This window comes from Citrobacter sp. 506, assembly GCF_050434985.1.
GTDB classification, from domain to species: domain Bacteria; phylum Pseudomonadota; class Gammaproteobacteria; order Enterobacterales; family Enterobacteriaceae; genus Citrobacter; species Citrobacter braakii.
The window spans coordinates 268,562-290,155 of sequence record NZ_JBNDJN010000001.1; the positions used below are offsets into that span (position 1 = coordinate 268,562).

Annotated in this window: 21 protein-coding genes; 4 read left to right on the forward strand and 17 right to left on the reverse strand. The window is 48.4% G+C overall.

The genetic code is table 11. The features are described from left to right. Positions 1 to 2: 2 nt before the first annotated feature. From ABIE10_RS01455 to ABIE10_RS01475, 5 genes are read right to left on the reverse strand one after another with little or no spacing between them, the layout of a single operon-like run. The gene (locus ABIE10_RS01455) at positions 3 to 542 is read right to left on the reverse strand and encodes a tripartite tricarboxylate transporter TctB family protein (RefSeq protein ID WP_429154470.1); all 540 of its coding nucleotides are present in this window, start codon (positions 540 to 542) and stop codon (positions 3 to 5) included. Between the two features lie 53 nt (positions 543 to 595). Further along, a complete protein-coding gene (locus ABIE10_RS01460) occupies positions 596 to 1,570 on the reverse strand; it encodes a Bug family tripartite tricarboxylate transporter substrate binding protein (RefSeq protein ID WP_016153309.1) in 975 nt (324 codons plus the stop codon). Between the two features lie 22 nt (positions 1,571 to 1,592). After that, positions 1,593 to 2,228: a 2-dehydro-3-deoxy-6-phosphogalactonate aldolase gene (locus ABIE10_RS01465; RefSeq protein ID WP_103777286.1), complete on the reverse strand. Its 636-nt coding sequence runs from the start codon at positions 2,226 to 2,228 to the stop codon at positions 1,593 to 1,595. Between the two features lie 42 nt (positions 2,229 to 2,270). Then, positions 2,271 to 3,221, reverse strand: coding sequence for a 2-dehydro-3-deoxygalactonokinase (locus tag ABIE10_RS01470; RefSeq protein WP_429154474.1), 951 nt, complete (start codon positions 3,219 to 3,221; stop codon positions 2,271 to 2,273). A 1-nt stretch (position 3,222) separates the two neighbouring features. After that, positions 3,223 to 4,023: an IclR family transcriptional regulator gene (locus ABIE10_RS01475; protein WP_016153306.1), complete on the reverse strand. Its 801-nt coding sequence runs from the start codon at positions 4,021 to 4,023 to the stop codon at positions 3,223 to 3,225. 291 nt (positions 4,024 to 4,314) lie between these two features. Between ABIE10_RS01475 and ABIE10_RS01480 the strand changes: the two genes are divergently transcribed. Both ABIE10_RS01480 and ABIE10_RS01485 read left to right on the forward strand, forming a co-directional pair. Continuing rightward, positions 4,315 to 5,469, forward strand: coding sequence for an iron-containing alcohol dehydrogenase (locus ABIE10_RS01480; protein WP_047499097.1), 1,155 nt, complete (start codon positions 4,315 to 4,317; stop codon positions 5,467 to 5,469). A 29-nt stretch (positions 5,470 to 5,498) separates the two neighbouring features. Then, a complete protein-coding gene (locus ABIE10_RS01485) occupies positions 5,499 to 6,494 on the forward strand; it encodes a 2-dehydro-3-deoxygalactonokinase (RefSeq protein ID WP_153690297.1) in 996 nt (331 codons plus the stop codon). Between the two features lie 777 nt (positions 6,495 to 7,271). Here ABIE10_RS01485 and ABIE10_RS01490 read toward each other — a convergent pair. The 7 genes from ABIE10_RS01490 to ABIE10_RS01520 all read right to left on the reverse strand — a co-directional run bounded on the left by ABIE10_RS01490 (position 7,272) and on the right by ABIE10_RS01520 (position 14,977). Then, a complete protein-coding gene (locus tag ABIE10_RS01490; protein WP_016152957.1) occupies positions 7,272 to 8,327 on the reverse strand; it encodes an AbrB family transcriptional regulator in 1,056 nt (351 codons plus the stop codon). A 35-nt stretch (positions 8,328 to 8,362) separates the two neighbouring features. Further along, on the reverse strand, positions 8,363 to 9,595 hold the full coding sequence (locus ABIE10_RS01495; protein ID WP_016156403.1) for an ATP-grasp domain-containing protein: 1,233 nt from the start codon (positions 9,593 to 9,595) through the stop codon (positions 8,363 to 8,365). 8 nt (positions 9,596 to 9,603) lie between these two features. Next, positions 9,604 to 10,233, reverse strand: a complete 630-nt coding sequence (locus ABIE10_RS01500) for a 2OG-Fe dioxygenase family protein (protein ID WP_016156404.1) — start codon at positions 10,231 to 10,233, stop codon at positions 9,604 to 9,606. Between the two features lie 146 nt (positions 10,234 to 10,379). Further along, the gene (locus ABIE10_RS01505; protein WP_016152960.1) at positions 10,380 to 10,583 is read right to left on the reverse strand and encodes a tautomerase family protein; all 204 of its coding nucleotides are present in this window, start codon (positions 10,581 to 10,583) and stop codon (positions 10,380 to 10,382) included. A 14-nt stretch (positions 10,584 to 10,597) separates the two neighbouring features. Further along, complete coding sequence (locus tag ABIE10_RS01510; RefSeq protein WP_429154480.1) at positions 10,598 to 11,938, reverse strand: hypothetical protein; 1,341 nt, start codon at positions 11,936 to 11,938, stop codon at positions 10,598 to 10,600. Beyond that, positions 11,928 to 13,790: an FAD/NAD(P)-binding protein gene (locus tag ABIE10_RS01515; RefSeq protein ID WP_429154482.1), complete on the reverse strand. Its 1,863-nt coding sequence runs from the start codon at positions 13,788 to 13,790 to the stop codon at positions 11,928 to 11,930. The genes ABIE10_RS01510 and ABIE10_RS01515 overlap by 11 nt, the downstream gene beginning before the upstream one ends. Then, positions 13,787 to 14,977: an MFS transporter gene (locus tag ABIE10_RS01520; protein WP_141875238.1), complete on the reverse strand. Its 1,191-nt coding sequence runs from the start codon at positions 14,975 to 14,977 to the stop codon at positions 13,787 to 13,789. Before ABIE10_RS01520 ends, ABIE10_RS01515 begins: the two co-directional genes overlap by 4 nt. Positions 14,978 to 15,085: 108 nt before the next feature. On the opposite strand from ABIE10_RS01520, the gene ABIE10_RS01525 reads away from it, so the two are divergent. Beyond that, positions 15,086 to 15,958, forward strand: coding sequence for a LysR family transcriptional regulator (locus tag ABIE10_RS01525; RefSeq protein WP_047498027.1), 873 nt, complete (start codon positions 15,086 to 15,088; stop codon positions 15,956 to 15,958). A 249-nt stretch (positions 15,959 to 16,207) separates the two neighbouring features. On the opposite strand, the gene ABIE10_RS01530 is transcribed toward ABIE10_RS01525, so the two are convergent. The 5 genes from ABIE10_RS01530 to pth all read right to left on the reverse strand — a co-directional run bounded on the left by ABIE10_RS01530 (position 16,208) and on the right by pth (position 20,968). Then, positions 16,208 to 16,810, reverse strand: a complete 603-nt coding sequence (locus ABIE10_RS01530; RefSeq protein ID WP_429154486.1) for a site-specific integrase — start codon at positions 16,808 to 16,810, stop codon at positions 16,208 to 16,210. A gap of 82 nt (positions 16,811 to 16,892) precedes the next feature. Continuing rightward, positions 16,893 to 17,609 carry an HNH endonuclease gene (locus ABIE10_RS01535; RefSeq protein WP_429154487.1) on the reverse strand — a complete coding sequence of 239 codons (717 nt, stop codon included), beginning with the start codon at positions 17,607 to 17,609 and terminating at the stop codon, positions 16,893 to 16,895. Between the two features lie 174 nt (positions 17,610 to 17,783). Beyond that, complete coding sequence (locus ABIE10_RS01540) at positions 17,784 to 18,959, reverse strand: tyrosine-type recombinase/integrase (protein WP_429154488.1); 1,176 nt, start codon at positions 18,957 to 18,959, stop codon at positions 17,784 to 17,786. Between the two features lie 214 nt (positions 18,960 to 19,173). Continuing rightward, on the reverse strand, positions 19,174 to 20,268 hold the full coding sequence (ychF, locus tag ABIE10_RS01545; protein WP_016153303.1) for a redox-regulated ATPase YchF: 1,095 nt from the start codon (positions 20,266 to 20,268) through the stop codon (positions 19,174 to 19,176). 115 nt (positions 20,269 to 20,383) lie between these two features. Beyond that, entirely contained in the window at positions 20,384 to 20,968 is a 585-nt protein-coding gene (gene pth, locus ABIE10_RS01550; protein ID WP_016153302.1) for an aminoacyl-tRNA hydrolase, read from the reverse strand. A gap of 274 nt (positions 20,969 to 21,242) precedes the next feature. Between pth and ychH the strand changes: the two genes are divergently transcribed. Further along, a complete protein-coding gene (ychH, locus tag ABIE10_RS01555; RefSeq protein WP_016153301.1) occupies positions 21,243 to 21,524 on the forward strand; it encodes a stress-induced protein YchH in 282 nt (93 codons plus the stop codon). Positions 21,525 to 21,594 lie beyond the last annotated feature (70 nt).

The following is a 21,594-nucleotide window of genomic DNA, read 5'->3' on the forward strand; positions in this document are numbered from 1 at the left end:
AATTACTCCAGAGTCAGCGATTCCAGGAGGCTGCTTTCCGGCAGCGGAACGTTAAGCGCCAGCGAAAAGAGGATATACAGCGTAATGGAGAGCACGATGGCCAGCAGCCCATTAACCCACCAGCGTTGGATACCGGAGATTTTCATAATCAGCATCATAAAAAGTACCGTTGCGACCAGGTAGCCAAAAAGCTGCATGGCGTAGAGGTATGCCACGCAGGTGACGACGGTACAAAACGGCCCCGTCCAGCGTCCAAACCCCTGAGTGGGGCGAGTGGGTAGAACCATCAGCCGGCGTAGCGTGGTACCAGAAAACTGACCAGCAATTAAGATCAACGAGAGAATAATCAGCAACCAGCTATAAACCGAAGGAAATGCGCCCGCCCCGATATCCGTAGAAATGGACGTTGCAGGAAAGCTTTTGGCAATCGCCAGCACCACTACGGCGATCAGACACAGCAGCAGAGCGACCAAAATGTAGCATTGTCGTTCTGCCGTAGACGCTGGCGGCGGCGTTGTCGGAGTTAACGGATTTTCAACCATAAACGACTCCCATGAGGACTATCCGGCCAGAGGAGGCTGGCCGGACGTCACCGTTATTTTTGACCGAGGCCCAGTTTTTCGATGGTGACGGAGAAATCGCGCTGCTGCTCTTCAAGCAATGCCTGGAATTCAGCACGATCGAGCCAGACATAGTTGAGGCGCATTTTGGCTAACGCTTCCTTGAAAGAGGGTTCATCGGCAGTGGCGGCGATAGCGGTGGTCAGAAAATCGATCACGTTTTGCGGGGTTTTGCTGGAGATAACCAGCCCACGCCATGCGCCGATCGACAGATCGATGTTTTTTTCCTGAAGCGTGGGGACGTCAGGCATGTTGGCGTCACGTTGAGTGCTCATTACGGCCAGTGTTTTCAGCTTGCCATCCTCAACCTGGTTGAGGACCTCCGCAGTGCTCACCGTAACGGCTTCAATGTGCCCGCCTAAAAGCGCGGTGACGGCTGGCGTCGCGCCATCGAAAGGAACGTGGTTGAAGGTCACGCCGGTTTTATCTTCCAGCGACGCGGCTGCCAGATGCCAGATTGCGCCCGTTCCTGAGTTGCCTACCCTGACCTGGCCCGGATTCTCTTTCGCCCAGGCGAGGAACTCTTCCAGCGTATTCCATGGTGCGTCGATTTTAACGGTCACGGCGCTGGGTTCCATATTGAACAGACCCAGTGGAGTAAAGTCCTCCGTTTTAAACTTCACCATTCCCAGAGAGGGCAGGATAGTCAGTTCGGCGGTGCCCATCGCCAGCTTGTAGCCGTTAGGGCGCGATGCAGCAAGCTCGCTAAAACCAATTGCGCCGCCTCCGCCAGGCTTATTAATGACGCCAACGCCGACCGGAAAGTGCGGTTTAGAGGCTTCAGCAAATGCGCGCGCCACCAGATCGGTGCCGCCGCCAGCGGCGAAGGGGACGATCAGCTCTATCTGGCGCGTAGGATAATCTGCCGCCTGAGTCGGGCTTGCCAGCAGTAATGAACTGGCGGCTAACAGCGAGGTTAATAATCCAGAGGTAAATTTTTGAATTTTCATAGTCAACTCCGTTTGGTTCTTTTTATGTATTAAGGGGCGAGGACGTTCTCCAGGCGGTCACGAAGTCAGCGGCGCGACTGGCCACTTGCTCTGCTGTCATACCTGGTTGGTAAAGCGCGCCGCCAAGGCCGAATCCACTGGCTCCGGCAGCGCGATAGTCGGATATTGCCTGCGGTGTGATTCCACCAACGGGCAGCAGCGGGATCGCCGCGGGGATCACGGCGCGCCACGCTTTCACCACGACGGGAGGGATCGCCTCAGCGGGAAACTGTTTCACCGCATCCGCTCCCTTCGCCAGCGCGCTGAAAGCCTCGCCTGGCGTCGCCGCCCCGGGGAGGCTTATCAATCCCGCGCGCTTTGTCTCTTCAATTAATACCGGATCGGTATGGGGAGAGATAATCAGCTGGCCGCCGCTTTGCGCCACGTCATGCAGCTGAGTCACGGTCATCACCGTTCCAGCGCCCACCCAACAGTCCGAAGGTAAAATACGACGCAGACGTGAAATACTCAGCAAGGGTTCAGGCGAATTAAGCGGGACTTCGATGATGCGGAATCCCTGTTCATACAGGGCGGCTCCGACGGCTTCAACCTGTTCGGGCGGTATACCGCGCAGAATGGCAATCAGACCGGTTTGACGTAGCGTGGTGATAAAATCCATAGTCAGTTCCTGGTGTTGGTCGAGAAAAAGGTCAACGGGAAATCAGGCCACAAGACTGGCGTAACGCGCTACATGCCACATTCCCTGTTCCGCCGCTCCGGGAGCGATATACACCGGATTGCGGCATTCAAAAATCGCCATGGCGCGCTGGTAGCGCTGACACAACGGCTGCGAACCAATTAAGGTGATGTCGGTATCGGCGGAGATCCCATCCAGCGCGATGGCAAGCTCATTGCCCAGCAGGAGACCCGAGAGATAGTCCGGCTGTTGTTGCGGCGATAGCTGCTGACAAAGGAGCCGGGTGCGTACCGAAAAGAGAGAGCCGAGCAAATTGCCTGGCTGCTGGCGGGCGACGCGGATGCCTTCAGCAAAAGCCTGCCAGTCAGGAGCTTCAGGGGGCTGCATCGTCAGCCCCAGTATCGAATGGTGGCGCAGCACATCGTAAAGTTCCCCCGACATAAACGTACGCAGGCGGTCAATTTTCTCCTGCGTGACGCTCACCCATTTTGAATGTGTACCGGGCAGGGCAATCAGCGATTCTCTGCCGCTGGCCTGAACATCACGCAGGCGTTCATCACCCGCGATTGCGCCGAACACCTGGGTTTCTTCTCCACGCATCACTTCCGGCAAAAGGTTCGTTTGCTGAACGCCTGGAATGATATAGAAGCAGCGCTGGTCATCGACATCGACGCGGGTTAACTGCTCCGCCAACTGACGAGCATCGCAGGGCGCAGGCAAATAGGGCGCGGGCTGCCAGCCCTGGGCGCTGCCAATCATGCCGCTGGCAATAACCGGACAGGCGGGATCGGCTGCCAGCCAGTCTGCGCAGGCCAGGTCGAAGGCCAGACGAAAGCTCATCAGCCGATTGGGCGCGTCGGGTAATTTCATGATGCCGTGGGGAAGTTCCCGCCGTGCAGTCACGGTACCGTTTGCGGCTAAGCGGTAGGCGCGTAGCGCGCTGGTTCCCCAATCCAGGGCGATCAATGCAGTCATATCAGGATCCTTTTGCATGCGTAGAGACGAAGGGATAAATCAGAGAGGTTCGATGTGCCACCCAGCCCAGCTCTGCGGAAATGTCCTCAGCGTAACGTTTTACGATGCCGCTGAGCTCCTGCATGCGTTCATCCGGCATGTAGGGGGCGATGCTGGCGACGGAAATAGCGGCGACAACATGATTTCCGGCATCCCGAATCGGTGCCGCCACGCAGCGGATGGCGAGCTCGTTCTCTTCCAGATCCAGGGTGTAACCGCGCTCAGCGTAATGGTGCATGCTGCGAATAAAGGAACCGGCGTCCGCGCCGGGATTATGCAGTCGATAAAAGTGCTGCCATTCCGCCATCGTCGCGCCGAGCATCAGCGCTTTGCCAATGCCAGTCGAAAACAGCGGCATACGGTGCCCAACGCGCGAGCGCATCTCCAGCCCGCGGGTACCGGGAATTTTATCGATATACAACACGTCGCCTTGCTCGCGAATACCGAGATGAACGGTGTCCTGAGTGAGCTGAGCCAGCGCTTCGAGCAGCGGGCGGGCGGCGATGCGTAGCGGATAACCGGCAAGCGATGCGCCGCCCAGCTCAATCAGTCTTGGCCCGAGAAAATAGCCCCGGCTAGAAATTTGTCGCAAATATCGTTGAGCGACCAGGGCGCTGATCAGACGATGCGTTGTACTGCGCGGTGCGGAAATGTGCTGACTGATTGCGCGTAAATCATGATGTCCTGCGGCAACCGCTTCGATGGCAGCCAGTCCGCGCAGTAACGTTTGTACACCGTTCACAGTCGAAGGAGAGGAGGTCATGATAATTTCCGCCTAGTCGCTTATTTGATGGCGGTATATTTCCATAGTCAATTAACTGGAAATATGAATTCGCTCACACAATACCACATTATAAACTCGTGTTTCATATATAGGGATTATTAGGGTGAATAAAGCGATAGTAATCACAATTGAGGTTCAGGGTGAAATATATATTTTGGACTGTCGGTGATGCGTATTGAGTAGCTTCTCGTTCAGGCGAATGGCTGATTATTAATGGGCATCGCGCGCCGCATTAACTTCATCGTGAATTCACACCATAAGGGAAAAATTATGTCAGGATTTAATTTCGTTAATCCGGTTAATTTCTATTTTGGCCAGGGGAAACTGGCACAGGCGGGAACAATTACCGCGCAATACGGCAAAAAGGCGCTGATCATTGCTTCAGATAGTGCGAAGCCCACGGGGCAGTTGGCGGCGTTGGTTGATGTATTGACGCAGGCGGGCGTGACGTCCGTCTGTTTTGATCGTTTCATGCAGAACCCGCTTTCAACCCTTGTCGATGAAGGGGCTGCGTTCGCCCGTGAACAGCAATGCGATGTGATTGTCGGCATTGGCGGGGGAAGCGCGATGGATATGGCAAAAGGCATTGCCTTTATGGCCTGTAATAGCGGAGGAATTTGGGACTATGTATTTGGACAAACTCCGGCTGATTCGGCGCTACCGGTAGTGTTAATTCCGACTACCGCAGGCACGGGCAGCGAAGCGAATAAAACGGCGGTATTTACGAATCCACAAACCAATGACAAAAAAGGGCTGGTGAATCCGCTGATTTATCCGAAGGCGGCAATTATTGATCCTTTATTAATGCTGACGTTACCCCGGCGCGTTATTGCCGGTCCGGGAGCAGATGTCCTGTTTCATTCGTTGGAGTCATTTATTTCGAAAAATGCCCATCCGATGAGCGAAATGCTTTCATTACAGGCGCTTGAGCTGATTGGCAAATATTTACCGCAGGTTTATGACGATGCCACCAATATTGAGGCGTGGGAAAAAGTCACTTTTGCCAGTTCGCTGGCGGGTATGGCGATTGATTGTGCCGGGACGACATTGCCCCATGCGTTGCAGCACCCGATGGGCGGGTTGCTTGATGTCGTACATGCCGAAGGCATTGCCGCCATTTACATGGCCTTTATGGAATTCACCTGGCAAAGCGCGCCGCAAAAATTCGCCGCTATCGCCAAAGCGCTTGGCGTGAATACCCTCAATATGACCGAAGAAGAAGCGGCGAGAAGCAGTATTGATGCGGTGCGTTCGCTGCTGGGCTACGTCAATATGCTGCCGTCGCTCAGCTCTCTGGGCGTTAAAGAGGAACATTTCGACTGGTTTATTGGCAATGCCACTACCACGATGCGTGTCGTGCTTGCGAATAATCCCCGCGTGCCTGACGCCGATGAGATTCGCGCCATTTATCAGCAAAGCCTCTAAACCCACGCCACCGCCTCAGGAGCAAGCTTATGATTATTATCATTGACAGCGGTTCAACCCAGACCCGGCTCTATTTGTTACGCGAAGAGGAGATCGTTGCTGAACATCTCCTCGCTGTTGGCGTTAACTCCGGGAAGGCCCGTTCTCAGGGGGATTTCAGAGACGCCATTGCCGCAGGGATAAATGAACTGCTGCGCGCTAACCAATTGACGACTGGTGATGTGCGTTTTGCGATTGCCTCGGGAATGATCACCTCTAACCTCGGGCTGCTGGAGATACCGCATATCACCGCTCCGGTGAGCCTTGAGCAGCTTGTCTCCCGGGTGGTGAAGGTTAAAGATCCCGCAATACTGCCTCTGGATTTGGAGATCCGTTTTGTCCCTGGTATCAAAAATGCGCAGGCGGATCGTAGCTGGTCCAGCCTGCGGGATATCGACCTGATGCGCGGGGAAGAGACTCAGGCCGTGGGGCTGATGACGTCGATTTACAGGAACCTGCCGCTGACGATGATCGAACTGGGTTCAACAACCAAACTTATCCACATTGACGCGCAGGGAAGAATCGCCGGCAGTATTACCAGTCTAAGCGGGCAGGTTTATGCGGCGGTGAAAAAAGAGACGTTTATTGGCGCCAGTATGCTGGAAGAAGAGGATGACGATTTTTTCTCGGCGGACATCCTGCAATATGCCTGTGATAGCGTGCATCATGCGGGCCTTCTGCGTACGCTGCTGTTTACGCGTTTTATCGAGTTCTCGTTGCCGTGCACCGCAGTCGAAAGAACATTTTTTTGTCAGGCGGCGCTGGCGGCGGATGACATGAAACTTTTTGATGAGGCCGAGCGTTTAGGCTTTTCTCTGCAAGGCGACATTGTGCTGACAGGCAAGCGGCAGCGCTGCGAAATGTATCGTTCTTTATGGCGCAGCCGATATGGACTTGAGAACCCGGTCCATTTTATCTGTGATAAAGACGAGATCGCCCAACTGGCGATCAAAGGGGCAGGGTATATTGCTCGTCAGATGACGTAACGCACCAGATAACAAAGCCTTGCAGGCTACGCGGGGCTTTGTGGTTTTTCACTGTTTCGCATACAGCACATAAGGACCGGATGTGTAAGAGATAACAATGATTTTATTGGGCAATTTCCTCAGGCCTGCAGGCACATCCAGGTCATCCTCAGGCCGCAGGCCATTCAGGCGCTTCGCGAAGTATGTCGCGGCCTTCTGGAGGATGGTCAGTTCATCAGCCTGCTCAGCGAGTTGAAGTCATTGAGACGATAGAGTTTTTCTTTCGCCTTGGCAGTGCGTATCAGTGAACCTAACGGGGCCTTGTTTGTTTATTATACCGTTATCGAACCCACTAAAAATGAAGATGGCAGAATGTTGTGCTCATTCATGTACTCATTTTTGACAGCGTTGTTACGAGATGAATTGAGACATTGTGAAATGAAAAATCCACGCAATTGCGTGGATTTTATGGGGTTTTGTGATTTACATGAGATTCAATGAAACCTCATGAGACGACAAATTTTATTTAGACTTATAAAGGTAATACCTACTACAACAAGCCTTAGTTACATTTATCGTCGGCTTCGTACGACCAAGTTTGAAATCACTACTGAATCGATGATGGAACAGGAGATGTTAACAACCGCTTTTGTGGTCAGCTACGCACGTTTGTTCGCCAAAAGCAATGGCACTTGCGTTCTCCAGCGGAATGATCTCCCTGTCCACCTACGGGCTGTTCATGATGAGCTGTATAAAATTCGCAACGAACGTTATGCTCATAACTGAGGTCATAACCCCCTACAGCGGCCTCGTCGGCTTACTGGTTTTAGCGCTATTACCTTCTATAACCTCTCTTTTGCGGTAGATAACTATTGCAGGGATCGTTTGGATGAGCAACATGCGTATAATATGGCTTGCCATCACAAAACTCGCATTCGCGTTAAGCGCCAGTGCCGCAAAGGACATTGATTCCACGCTCCCGGGAACCCAGGAGAGCATCAATACATAAAATGGATAATCCAGAAGATGCGCCGCTGTAAATGCCATCATGACCGTCACACCCAGTCCAATAGCAATGAGCTGTATTGAAGACCAAAGATGACGCAAAAATGCAGTCAACGTAAACGCAATAAAATGATGCCCCAGTAATATGCCCATCAGGATCATACTGAACTGATTGAAAATATCGGGAAAAAACACAGTCTGAGATGACAAAGGGTGCAGGAGTGCTGCACAAAGCAACGACGTGATCATAAAGGGCGCAGGAAAGTGGAAGCGTTCAAGGCATTTGCCCAACACATAGCCCGCAAAGACAATACCCAATAGCCAGAGCACATTAGTCGTTGCAAACAATACAGGCGGCATGGCCATATGGGTTTGCGCACCGCCGGTAATATATCCGGCAAATAAGGTCAATGTGATGAGCCGTAGCGAGTGCGAAATGATAATTTTTTGCGGCGGCGTTTTAACATGGGACGCTAGCGCTAATACCGCTGCCATTGCCCCCGGAACGGCGCCCAATAACGCCTCTTCCTTACTCCAGCGTAATCGGTGAATACACCACAAGTAGCATGCGGTGAATTGCAGGGATAAGCATACTAATAACAACACCAGTAAAAATGCGATATTTCCTTGCGCCCCAAAAGAAAAATCGCGAAATAAAAGACCAATTGACGTACCAAGAGAGAGTTGAATCACCGTCAGGCTGCCCGGCAGTACTGGCACAGAAAGACCGGTACGTTTTAACACCAGCACGGTAATAAGGGGGCCAAACATCATACCTAACGGAACGTTGCAATAGGTAAAACCCAACCCAGCCAGGATACAAAGAGCAAAACCTAACAATAATTTCATACACCTTTCTCCTGGCTACCGGGAGTGTTAAATACTCAGTGAACGGTTTCGTTAACCCAAAGGGTATTTTCAGCAACCCATTGGGTCAATGCATCAAGACGTTCGTGTATTTCCCGGCTGGACTCCGCTTGAACAATAGCACTCACGATCTCGCCATTTGTTAATTTCATCGCGTCATATTGGCGGCCGACGACACCTGTTGCCCGATATTTAACCACAAAAGGCAGTGGACATTTTTCCGCAATAGAGAGGAGCGTGCCCTGTGCAGGCGGCACATTTAATTGGCCAACCCGTAAAACGGGTTGTCTTTGCGATAAATCCTGCGGATAGATTTCGCATAAACTGGCTTTAAGCCAGGTCATTCGAGGATCAAGACCAAAAGCGGCCCCTAATTCTTCATTGACAAAGCAGCCACCTAATCGGCAAGCAAGCTCGCCAAAAATAATGTTGTTATCTTTATCAACAAAAACTTCAAGGTGAAGCAATGCGTTTTCTTCCGTTGGAAAAACCTCTTCAGCAAGATATTTGGTGTAGGCAATCAGTTTACGATGCAGCGGCGTGTCATCTTCCATAACCAGACCTAATGTTTTCCCGGATAGAAAATCCAGGCAGGAGACGGTTGCACGAGATGCAGAAACAAATATCGCCTTTCCTTTTAAATACAACGCATTAATTTGATAAGCTTCGCCTTCGATAAATTTTTCAATGAGCAGATTGTGATACTCTGGCGGCTTAACCTGCGCCAGATATTTATAAAGCTGGCCTTCATTTTTAAGAACCACCACGCCCTGTGATCCACGCCCATCATTAGGTTTGATGACGCAGGGATATCCCTGTTCGGCAATGAATCGCGCCATCGCAGTCGCACTGTCGACGCGTGCCATAGCAGGAACCGGTAACTGATGAGACTGAACAAGCGATTTCATCATAAATTTATCACGGAAGAACATGGCCTTTTTTTCACGGTCGTGTGTCAAACCCAGACGATCGCTGATTCGCGCGGCCCTCAGAACATCGATTTCGGCGAGGTAAAAGATACCCGTTGCTTTATTGTCCTGGGCGTAGTGGTAAATATCCATTTCCACGAAGGGATTATCATTAAAGTTTTCATAAAAAAGGAAAGAAAAACCTGCCCCCATATGATCAAGAATATTATCGATCTGGCTTGCGCACGTTGCAATCAGAACCGGGGCCACTGATTGCAATGACTGCCACTCTTCACGTGAGTGCTGAAAAATAATTTTTGGTGGACACAGCAAGATATTCATTGTTTTTCTCATTCAATATCAAATGTAATGACAAATACATCCCGATAACCTTTTCCTGGCAACAAAGGAACCACTGCCGCGGTATAATGCTGATAATTCACATCATTGAATATTACTGCATCGCCCGCATGCAGTTTGAACGTAGAGGCATCATTGCCCCCATCATGATTAGGAATAAGCGTGGTTTCTCCACCAGTCACATTCTCAATTTCGCTGCAATAGATTGCAATGTACTTAAAACCATCTTTATGAATACCCTCTGGAGCGGGATATCCAGGCCTTCGGTCATCTGTCGTTATTCTTATTTGATGAATGCCAATATTGTAAGTCGTGTCTGGAAGCAATGGCAAAAGCTTACGAAACACCAGATTCATCACTTCTTCAGCAACGTCTTGTTTTATTTCTGGGTATTTTCTTGCAATACCGCCAGCGTAATTGTTCAGTTTTTCCGCTTGAAAAAACTCACCCACTGCGCACAGATCAAAATACTTTTCACGTCCGGCCCTGGCCTGCATGTAACTTCTGAACCGAAAAATACCATCTTCAGCCTTAAGCCATGGATCGGGTAGTAATTCATCAAAACTATTTTTGACTTTCGCTGAAGTCTTCCCCAGTCGAATATGATGATAGGCGTGCATAGATAACGTCCTTAATACGGTAGTTTGAGCAGTCTACTTATAAGATATAAAATGCATATCCAACAATAAATAATATTGCAGACTCTTTTATACTGATAATCTATGGGCAAAAGTAAGGAGGCAGGCTCCTTACTTTTTAAATCACTCTACTTGCTTTTTTTACGTAACTCCGTCACTGGCACGCCACCAATTCCCCAGTTATCAGTCTCCACTTCATCAATGACCACGATGGTTGTGCTGGGGTTTTTATTCAGGACATCAACCAATAGTTGTGTCACTCCCTCCATTAATTTTTTCTTTTGCTGATCGGTAGCACCTTCATTAGTAATTTTAATATTTACGTAGGGCATATGAACTCCTTTTATTAGATAATTTTTGACATTGCACCAAGATAAACAAGTGCAAAGAGATTAAACGATAGAACATAACCGTAGTGCATTTTAAAACTGGTGTTACTGGGTGATACATTCAGACTGTTTGCGGCGAAAATAGCATTGATCGATACGGGAGAAATAAGCTGAGTTGCAATAAATAAGCAAATCCATATCTGATAATCAACCATCCCCCCCGTAAGATAATCAGAAAATATCGACCATGCGATACTAAAGATAATCAGTGGATGGATACCTAATAAACCAAAAAGCGGTACGATGAACAAAATAATCGCGTAGATCTGCAACGTTGTCAGCCCGCCAACATAAGCAGTGATACCCTCAGGTACATGGGAAAAAAGCAGCCAACAAACTGAGGTCAACACACTACAGCTTAAAAGCAACAATACCTCACCGGATATATTCTGTGCTGATTCAGTTAATTGCTCAGCCCAGGGTTTATCCTTTTTAATCAAATGATCGACAACAAAGAGCACGACTGCTGTAAAGGCAATACTTTGCAGTGAATTAAGATTCAGTACCGTTAATGAAAAAATGAATACTCCCCAGAACAGACCTACACATAGCAGGATATACCGCATCCCATCAGGGCTGGGTGTCACCGTCTCGTTTTCAGCGATTACCGTCACTTTTGCGCTTTGGTTGAACAAGATACTGAATAAAAAGAGAGGGATACCCACCAGCATCGCCTTAAGATGCGGTACGTCAGGCATTGCCGCCCAAACGGCAGCAGCGCCGATGGTGGTTGGCATCAGTACCATCGTAATGCATACGGTGCGCGTAATAATCTTTGCCAGGTTGAATCTTGGCCCAATAACTGACTTGAGGCCATCGAGCAGCAATGATATTGCCCCCAGACTCATTGGCCATGTTAAGAACGCCGTCAATAACGTAACCCCAAAAGTCATGTTCGATGTTTTTCTACGCGAAAAATATCCTCCCAGAACAGCTGTAAAATTAAGAGAGGCCATGACTTGTCGTAATAAGGCAATACCAACAAGCAGTAAAATCACATCAAAATATCGCGAAAAAATTGCAGGGAGCGCAATGCCTTTCAGGTTGTTTGTAGCAAGAAGAAACATCATCGAGCAGAGAAAAATAATCACACCACTTCTGGCGGATGATTTTTTTGACCAGAAAGCAAATGTCGATGCGAAGTAGAGCACGGCGGTAACTCCCGCAATTGCCGACATCGCCGCATGTTTATCCGTCAACGCACAAGCGAACAGAAATACCAGCAATGATGTTATCGCTAACGCAGGTTGCAATGATTGCCACGCCTTGCCACGGGCCTGGATTTGCTCAGTCTGCATTTATCGCTACCTCTGGCTGAGCCTGCCGCACCATCATTTGATGATACATATCTGCGACACAACGGCCTGCATCAACCAGGAATCTTGAATTAACCAGCGGACGTGGCAGGACGTAGGTGTAAAAATTCGCGCCTTCCGCAGGATTGCCCAGCACCCAAAAAGCCGTCTGCGCTTCCCCCATGCGATTAATAGGATGCTGGCATTGATCGATATCCAGCCCACCCGGGTGATACCCCTCATTCATAAATGGACGAACAATACCATTGGCTGTCATATTTCTGATTAACGGTGAAGCGTCATGTAGTGGCGAAAAACTGGCAATTTTCGCCTTGATTAAAACATCAGCCTGAATCTCAGTACTCTCTTCTTTAAAAGGTGAGTGAACTTCGAATTTTCCTTCGCAGTCGTTCAATACTAACCTTGAATCTTTACCACCGGCCAGACTCACCACATTCGCTTCCATTAATGCTAATAGTTGTTCATTTCTTAACTTCGGCGGGCCAACGGCAATGCGGTTAAAAATAGGATTAAAATGCTCAAGGAAATACTGATGTGACCGCGATTCAAGCCCTGAATTATCAATCGCTTCTCGTAAAATATCCCTGACATCACGAATAATGTCTGTCGCCGCTTTGATCGGGCCATGGACATTGCCCTCCTCAGACTCCTGGAGATCTTTACGCAGGAAATACATAAACCATTGAGTATAATCCTTTAAACTCAGATGTTCCTGCGATTGATGTGGATAAAGCACACTGTCAATTACCGCGATGTCTTCAGCGCTCGGTTCATAAGAGCCAGCATCTAACCACTGCCCATTTAGGGTTGAACGATAGGCATAACACATTTCTTTATGCAGTAAGGGGAAAACTTGTTCAAGAAAATCGATTTTTGAAGATCCTTTATCAAACACATTTTTCAACCGCAATTCTCTGATAGCCATTGCCGTTAAGAAGCGTGGGGAGTACTGCCCAGAAACGCCTTTTTGATTCGCGCCGCGACTGCTAAAAGGTAGAGCCTTACGTGAATAGATAAAAATACCCGGTTCTTTTCCGGAAGGATGATAGCGAAGCTCACCATCTTCCCGGCTAAATTTTCCACCCCTGCCGATAGTGAGTTGCGAAATGACATCATAGGCAGTCAGACCAATACCCTGAACAATCACATTTGATTCCGCTGTTATTTTATTCAAATTATTTATTGGATAAGGAGTCGAATAGTAGTCCAGGCGTTCATTTTTCTTATAATTATTGGCAATAAATCGTTCAACAAGATGATCGTCAAACGTTTTGGCGTTGTCGCTGTGACCAGTGGTTAAATAGACGTAATCGGCCACCACACGCTGACTGTCTTCCAAGACAATAATAGACTTCGCATCGTCCTGAATCAGAATGTTGTTGGCCTGCTGATTTATCTGTGTAACCGAGATATTGTCAGGCAAACTTTTGATAATTTCGTGATAAAACCAATTTAAGTATTCACCTAATAATCGACGAGGTAAATAATCGTTGGCGTCAATTGGTTTGCCAGCCACGTCTTTTAAATAACGGCCATCAACATTTTTATAGCCCTGCTCATTAGCCCACTGATGAAAACATGGCCCTGAACGGAAAGATCCGGCATTTTTTACCGTCGCATCACCAAATAATGTTATCTGGCAAGCAACGGTGTTAACCAATAAATGGTCGGGCTGCGATAAACTGTGCGCACCTACACCCATCGCATTTTTATCAACGATAACAATATTAATATGTTCATTCTGTTTACGTTGTGCATGCTGAGCACAAATCCTTTCCAGAATACTAAGCCCCCGAGGCCCCATTCCTATAATAGCAACGGTTGTCTTTCTCATTCTTTGCTCCAACTTTGAGAGTATTTAACTTTGCTGTGTTGAACATAGCTAATCCCTGCTGCGATAAATAACGCACAAGCGCCAGATAATATTGAAATAGTCATCCCGTTTTTATTGTTCTGAAACGCACTCACGATTAATGGCCCGGCAATTTGCCCAATGCCATATGTTAACGTCACCAGACCCAGAAGATTAATTTTCTGTGGTGCAGAAATCTTTTTCGCGAGTGGCATAACGAGAGAACTGGTTCCCATGAAAGTTGCACCAAAGCCAATACAACTCAAGGTCAATAAAAGCGGGGAATGGATAAACGAGGCCATCACAACGCAGCTCGCCTGCACAATTAAGTTAACACTCAGGCAGGACAATATGCTCCACTTGCGTGCAGCCCATAACCAACCATAGCATCCTGGGATAACGGCAAGGCCAACAATAGACCAGATATGGTTGGCCAGAAATTCATTACCCACTCCCCGGGCCATTAAAGGGAGATAAGTAGCTACAATGATATAACCGAAGCCTGCCAGTCCATATAACAATGCTAAATTCCACCACTGGATGTTCGGCTCGGATGACGAAGCTTTTTTCTGAGGAGGTAGAACGTGTTTATTTGCAGGCAGCAAGATAATCAGCGCGATGAAGAGTACAGCTGAAATGATTGACGCGCCGATCCATAGTAGCTTTGCATTTAATGCATATGCGATACCGGCTATAACATATTCATTGCCTATAAAAATACCCACCCCGACGCCGGCAAACAAAGAAGCAATGACAAACGGATTATGGGTATGCTGTAGCATAAGCATCGACCCGAATATCATCATGCCTGCGCTGGCAACACCGGCGATAAATCGAATAACAATTACTATATCAGGGTGCGTGACTACTGCCATCGCAAAAATAAGCAGGCCGGTGACTAATGCAGCACAAATTAACATCGTTTTGATATTCTTCAGGCCACCAAAAATACCAAACGAGAACAGGAGGCTGCCAACCAGGTATCCGGCGTAATTCGCGCTTGCGATTAACGATAATTGCGAAAAATTAAAAATGCCTTCATGCAACATGACCGGCAGCATCGGAGTATATAAAAACCGACCAATTCCCATCCCCAGCGTTAAAACAATCATACCGAAGACAGCCGTGCTCAACTGGCGATGGCCAATAACATTGTGATCAAGATCCATTTTTCAGGCTCAATATGTCAATCAGATTTGATTGTTATGTTACATAAAGAAATGATAATAAAAAGTTAATAAAAATGACGAAAACCTTCACTTTGAGTGACAGACACGATGAACAGTACCTCATTAAATTTGTTTAAAACCGTCGCGGAAACCGGCTCTATCACCGCAGCAGCCCGTAATCTGCACTGCGTTTCTTCAAACGTCACGACGCGGCTCAAGCAACTGGAGTCCAGCCTGGATGTTTCGTTGTTTGTTCGCGAGAAGAATCGTCTTCACATCACCCCTGAAGGTGAACTGCTTCTGCGTTACGCTAACAAAATCCTCGCGCTTTTAGACGAAGCCGAGTTGTCTATGCAGGGAACGAAAGTGGCTGGCCCTCTGCGCATTGGCGCAATGGAAACCACTGCCGCCGTCCGACTTCCTGCTTTGCTGGCAAACTTCCACCGTGAAATGCCCTCCGTAGAATTAAACTTAAAAACGTCACCGACAGATGTGTTAGTTCGTCAGATCCAGAATAGTGAACTTGAAATTGCCTTCGTCGCTGACCACAAGGCGTTGCACGTAGACAATTCAAGGCTACAAACGCAGGTGCTGTGTCAGGAAACCCTGGTTCTGGTTACGGCCGCAGAGCATGGTGATGTCGTGACGGGAGCCGATCTGGAGGTGACAAGGCCGCTCGTCTTTGTGAAAGGATGTAATTATCGTTCCCGGCTTGGGCAATGGTTACGGCTACAAAATGTCGATTATGACGACCCGCTGGAGTTTGGTTCTTTTCAGGCAATACTTGGTTGCGTAAGTGCCGGAATGGGCATTGCATTATTGCCTGAGAGCGTCGTCAAACAGTATGAAACGAGCTTCCCCATACGGTGCCACTCTATTACTCCTCACATTGGTAATGTCAATACTATGATGATATGGCTTAAAAATCGTGAGGTTAGCCGGGTATTGAATTGCTTTGTTTCCTTTGTTTCATCCCACTGAGGTATTCCACAACCATATTGTGCCGTTAGGGCTTTTGGGCTGGTAAATACTCTATATGGATCTATTATCGATGCAGGCTTTCAGTTTCAGGATTGACTAATGCAATTTAATAGAGTTGCTGAAGATTTCTTTCCTGGGATTGGTCAAGAAATTTGACCACTGTTTTGTAGTAAGAACGGCATCTGCTCTCTGATTCGTTCGTTGCCAGTCTGCCATTGGCACAGGGCTGCTGTTGCAGCCCTGACAACCTTAGACTTCAATCGATTCAGAGATCTCTAACGCATCATCGACTTCAATGCCCAGATAACGGACTGTGCTTTCCAGTTTCCTATGGCCCAACAGAAGTTGGATCACCCGAAGATTCTTGGTTTTCTTGTAGATCAGGTAAGGTTTTGTTCTTCTCATGGAGTGTGTGCTGTAAAGCGAAGCTTCGAGACCAAGCTTTTCTACCCACCCATGAAAAATTCGGCTGTATTGCCGGGTTGATATGTGCCGGTTAGTTCCGATCCGAGACCGAAACAAGAAGTCTTTACTGTGCAAATTGCCAAGCTTTATCAATGCAGCAACAGCTTCTCTTGTCCCTTTGGTTATCTCAAATTGCACAGGGCTACCGGTTTTCTGTTGCAGCACCGTAGCTCTGCTTGAAACCGAGCTACCATATGCAACATCAGATACTTTGAGGTTCACCAGATCACAGCCTCGTAGCTTACTGTCTAAGGCCATGTTGAACAGAGCTAAATCACGCGTTTTACCTTCCAGTTCAAGCCGGATTAGGATCCCCCAGATATGAGATATCTGAAGTGGTCTTTTTTGGCCTATGATACGGTCTTTGTTCCACGGTGACATGTTCATACTCAAATCTCCTGCAATGTTGGAGATTTGAGTATGGTTGTCCCTTATGAGCGAGGAGCAGATGTTGAGGGCTATAAGAAGACTACTTAATGTTAGTTGGCTTCAACACAAGCGTGCCGTAGTGTGCTTCGCGGTGACAGTTCGGACAGAGTGCAATAGCATTTTCAACAGAGTCCTCTCCACCGTTAGCAAGCCACTCCACATGATGCACTTCGAGATACGGTCTACCATCTTCCCGCTTGAATGGTGCGTCACGTAGGCAGCTTTGACACTTACCTCCAGCCAAGGCTAATACCTCTGCTACAACGAGGGGATTACGCTTGAAGGTATAGCTCTTTATAATGACCCTTTCTGGCGTGGTGTTGGCTGTAGCCAGCTTCTCTCTACGTTGTTCTGAGGTAAGTTGAGACGCTGTTTCTATGGCCTTTTCAAACTCACTTTTAACCGGACGTGTTAGCCATTTGCCGTCTGAAGCTTCATAGATTTCAAACACACCATGAAGTGCGGAATCATAGACCTCGAAAACGTTTCCGCGCTTGAAAAGTCGATCATATTCATGGTGGCGATGGGTGGCATCATCTGTTCGTCTGGCAGTCCTGTTAAAACTCCAGTGACTACGATTGCAGTTAACTGCGTTAACTATCAGATTCAAATAAGTATTGTCTTTGTAATGTGGAAATCTTTTCTTTAAAATTGCATCGACCTGAGCAGCCGTAGCCTTTCCAGCAAACTCGTTTTCCACTATCTCAGCGGTTGTTGTGCGGATTGGTTTATCACCATAAACATACTTACGAGCCATTTCTCTATTCCTTGAAAAGTTCTGGAAGGTGTTGCTGAAGCATAGGCGCGGTGAACATCTTTGACCTGCTCCCAGCAAACTAACATAGCATGATGTAAGCAAGTTCCGCTTCTGGCATAAAGTGGACCCTGAGGAATGAGTTCTATCCTCGTGGTTCACTAAGTGCAGCAAGTTCTACTCGAATCCTGCTACCCATTTGTCCAACATATCCGCCCACTCCTGCATCATCACTTTACGCTCATCAAGATAAGTCGCATGGCTGTATGTGCGACGAACATTGTTGGTGTCAGCATGAGCAAGTTGGGACTCAATAGCATCAGGTCGATAGCCCATCTCGTTTAAGCGGGTACTTCCTGTGGTTCTGGTTGCATGTGGGCTATAAGTACCGCTCCAGCCGAGGCTTTTAAGTAGTTGGCGCAGCGAGTGCGATGTCATTGGACCTAACGGATTATCCCTGCCCGGAAAAAGGTGCTGTCGATGTCCGGTTAATCCTTGTAGCGTTCTAAGAGTTTTGACAGCTTGAGAGGGCAGGGGAATAACGTGTTCTCTGCGGGCTTTCATCCGTGCTGCTGGAATAGTCCACAGGGCGTTATCAAGATCGAATTCTGTCCATTCAGCTTCGGTGGCTTCTGCAGGACGCGCTAATGTCCACCACATAAGCCACATGCAGTAGTTAACCTGGTACGAGCCACGACTATTGTCAAAACAGTTTAATAACTTTCCGATTCGCTGAGGATTCAGTGCTTGTTTGTGCTGTGTCTTATTGGTCGGAAGGGCCTTGCGCACAGGCCAGACAGGATCACTATCAGCTCTAAGTGTCGCTACTGCCAACTCGAAAACTGATGAAATGGTGCGGCGGGCTTCAGCGGCAACGGTCGGAGCGCCGCGCTTAGCCGTTTTCTGAAGAATTTTAAGAATGTGGTGCGGGGTGATTTCCCTGATAGGAAGTTTGCCGATGGCGGGGAAAACCACACGTTCAAGCATATCAAGTCGCCGCGTTTTGGTAATTTCGGCCCGGTCTTTCATCTGCAACCACTCTTTGGCGATCAGCTCAAAGGTGTTAGATGCGTCATTGACCTTACGGATCTTATCTAACTGATGAGCCTGTGTCGGGCTAATTCCATTTGCGACTTGCTTACGCGCTTGCTCGCATTTCTCGCGAGCTTCGGCAAGTTTGACCGTCGGGTACTCACCCAGCGCAAACATGCTGGATTTACCGTTGAGTTTAAACCGATAGCGCCATGCCTTTTTGCCGTTGGGTTTTACTTCGAGGTAGAGACCATTGAAGTCATTGAGTCGATAGAGTTTTTCTTTCGGCTTAGCAGTGCGGCATTGCGTATCAGTGAGCATAGCGAGTCCTTGTCTATTTCTTAGACCGCTATTGCACTCACCTAAAATGAAGATGAAAACTGATTGTATTCATGTCTGTACTCATTTTTGACTACGCTGTTATGAGATGAGTTGAGACATTATGAAAAGAAAAATCCACGCAAGTGCGTGGATTTTATAGGGTTTTTCGGTCTTCATGCGATTCACTGAGATCGCATGAGACAACAGAAGCGAATTAGACGTTGAACAGGAAGTTCATCACATCGCCATCTTTAACGATGTAATCTTTACCTTCTGCACGCATCTTACCGGCTTCTTTCGCGCCTTGTTCACCTTTATAGGTGATGAAATCTTCAAACGCGATGGTTTGTGCGCGGATAAAGCCTTTCTCGAAGTCAGTATGAATTTTACCCGCCGCCTGCGGAGCCGTTGCGCCAACAGGAATGGTCCATGCACGAACTTCTTTCACGCCAGCGGTGAAGTAGGTCTGCAGGTTCAGCAGTTCGTAACCAGCGCGGATTACGCGGTTCAGACCTGGCTCTTCCAGACCCATTTCAGCCATGAATTCTTCACGGTCAGCATCATCGAGTTCTGCGATGTCAGCTTCAACGGCAGCGCAAACTGCAACCACCACGGAGCCTTCAGCTGCGGCGATTTCACGCACTTTATCGAGGTATGGGTTGTTTTCAAAACCGTCTTCGTTGACGTTGGCGATATACATGGTTGGCTTCAGCGTCAGGAAGCTCAGGTATTTGATAGCCGCTTTGTCTTCATCAGTCAGCGTTTTCAACGCACGCAGCATGCCAGCGTTTTCCAGTTGTGGCAGGCATTTTTCCAGTGCAGCCAGTTCCGCTTTAGCGTCTTTATCGCCGCCTTTAGCCTTCTTCTGTACGCGATGGATAGCGCGCTCACAGGTATCCAGGTCAGACAGCGCCAGTTCGGTATTGATAACCTCAATGTCGTCAGCCGGATCCACTTTGTTATTAACGTGGATGATGTTGTCGTTTTCAAAGCAGCGAACCACGTGGCCGATAGCTTCGGTTTCACGGATGTTCGTCAGGAACTGGTTACCCAGACCTTCGCCTTTGGACGCGCCTTTTACCAGACCGGCAATATCGACGAATTCCATCGTTGTTGGCAGGATACGCTGCGGTTTGACGATTTCGGCCAACTGATCCAGACGCGGATCGGGCATCGGGACAACACCTGTGTTCGGCTCGATAGTACAGAACGGGAAGTTTGCCGCTTCAATACCCGCTTTTGTGAGCGCGTTGAACAGGGTGGATTTGCCTACGTTTGGCAAACCGACGATACCGCATTTGAATCCCATGTTTAAATCACCTTAATCTTTTGATATTCAACCTGTTATGGAAAACAGATTGTAGAAAAGTAAATAACTCTGCCTATTATACACAGCACGCGAGAAAAATGCCGCACATCGCTGCTTATTGCGCTTTAAAGGTGTGTAACCGGCTCGTTGCCTTGGTCAGGCCATCTTTGAATAAAATCTCGGTACAACGTGCCGCTTCGTCAATTGCTTCATCAATTAACTTCTGTTCTGAAACAGGCGGTTTGCCTAAAACAAATCCGACAACTTTGTTTTTATCACCCGGATGACCAATTCCCACGCGTAAACGATGAAAGTTGGGGTTATTGCCCAACTTGCTGATGATGTCTTTCAGTCCATTATGTCCGCCATGACCGCCACCGAGCTTAAATTTTGCCACGCCAGGCGGCAGGTCTAATTCGTCGTGTGCGACCAAAATTTCATCGGGGTTGATACGATAAAAACTGGCCATCGCACCCACTGCCTTGCCGCTGAGATTCATAAATGTGGTCGGTACCAGCAAACGGACATCTTCCCCTTCGAGCGTTACTCTGGAGGTGTAGCCGAAGAATTTCGGCTCATCACGCAGTGGCGCGCGTAATCTCTCTGCCAGTAAATCGACATACCATGCGCCTGCGTTGTGTCGCGTTGCCGCATACTCTGCGCCGGGGTTTGCCAGGCCGACAATCAATTTAATCGTCACGTGTTTTGTCCTGAGTGTTTCCATAAACGACGTGTAGTTTACTGTCTGACGCTGCTCTTGACAAAAAACTGCGTACTAATCGCCAAAAGCTGAATAATTGCACAAATGGACTATTAGAAATTGAGTGTGTTCAGTAGCTTATTTGTAAAGTTTTGTTGCGCGAGTGTTTGTAATTGTGATCGCTCCCGCACTTGCGAACGGCAGTGTTGTCTATACTTTACACATAAGGATTAGGGGTATTCCCTGTAGCAACCCAAAGTTCCGGAGGTGACACATGAAACGCAAAAACGCTTCGTTACTCGGTAACGTGCTCATGGCTTTAGGGTTGGTGGTGATGGTGGGGGGTGTTGGTTACTCTATTTTAAACCAATTGCCGCAATTTAATCTGCCACAGTTTTTCGCACATGGTGCTGTGCTCAGTATTTTTGTAGGTGGTGTTCTGTGGTTGGCGGGAGCCAGAGTGGGCGGGCACGAGCAAATCAGTGACCGTTACTGGTGGGTACGCCATTATGACAAACGCTGTCGTCGCGGTGATACCACTCATCGTCATAACTAAATCGTTTCCCGGCAGAGAGGGCTGCGGTTTGAATACAAAGTCCTGGTTGAAAAACCAGGACTCTGCTTGT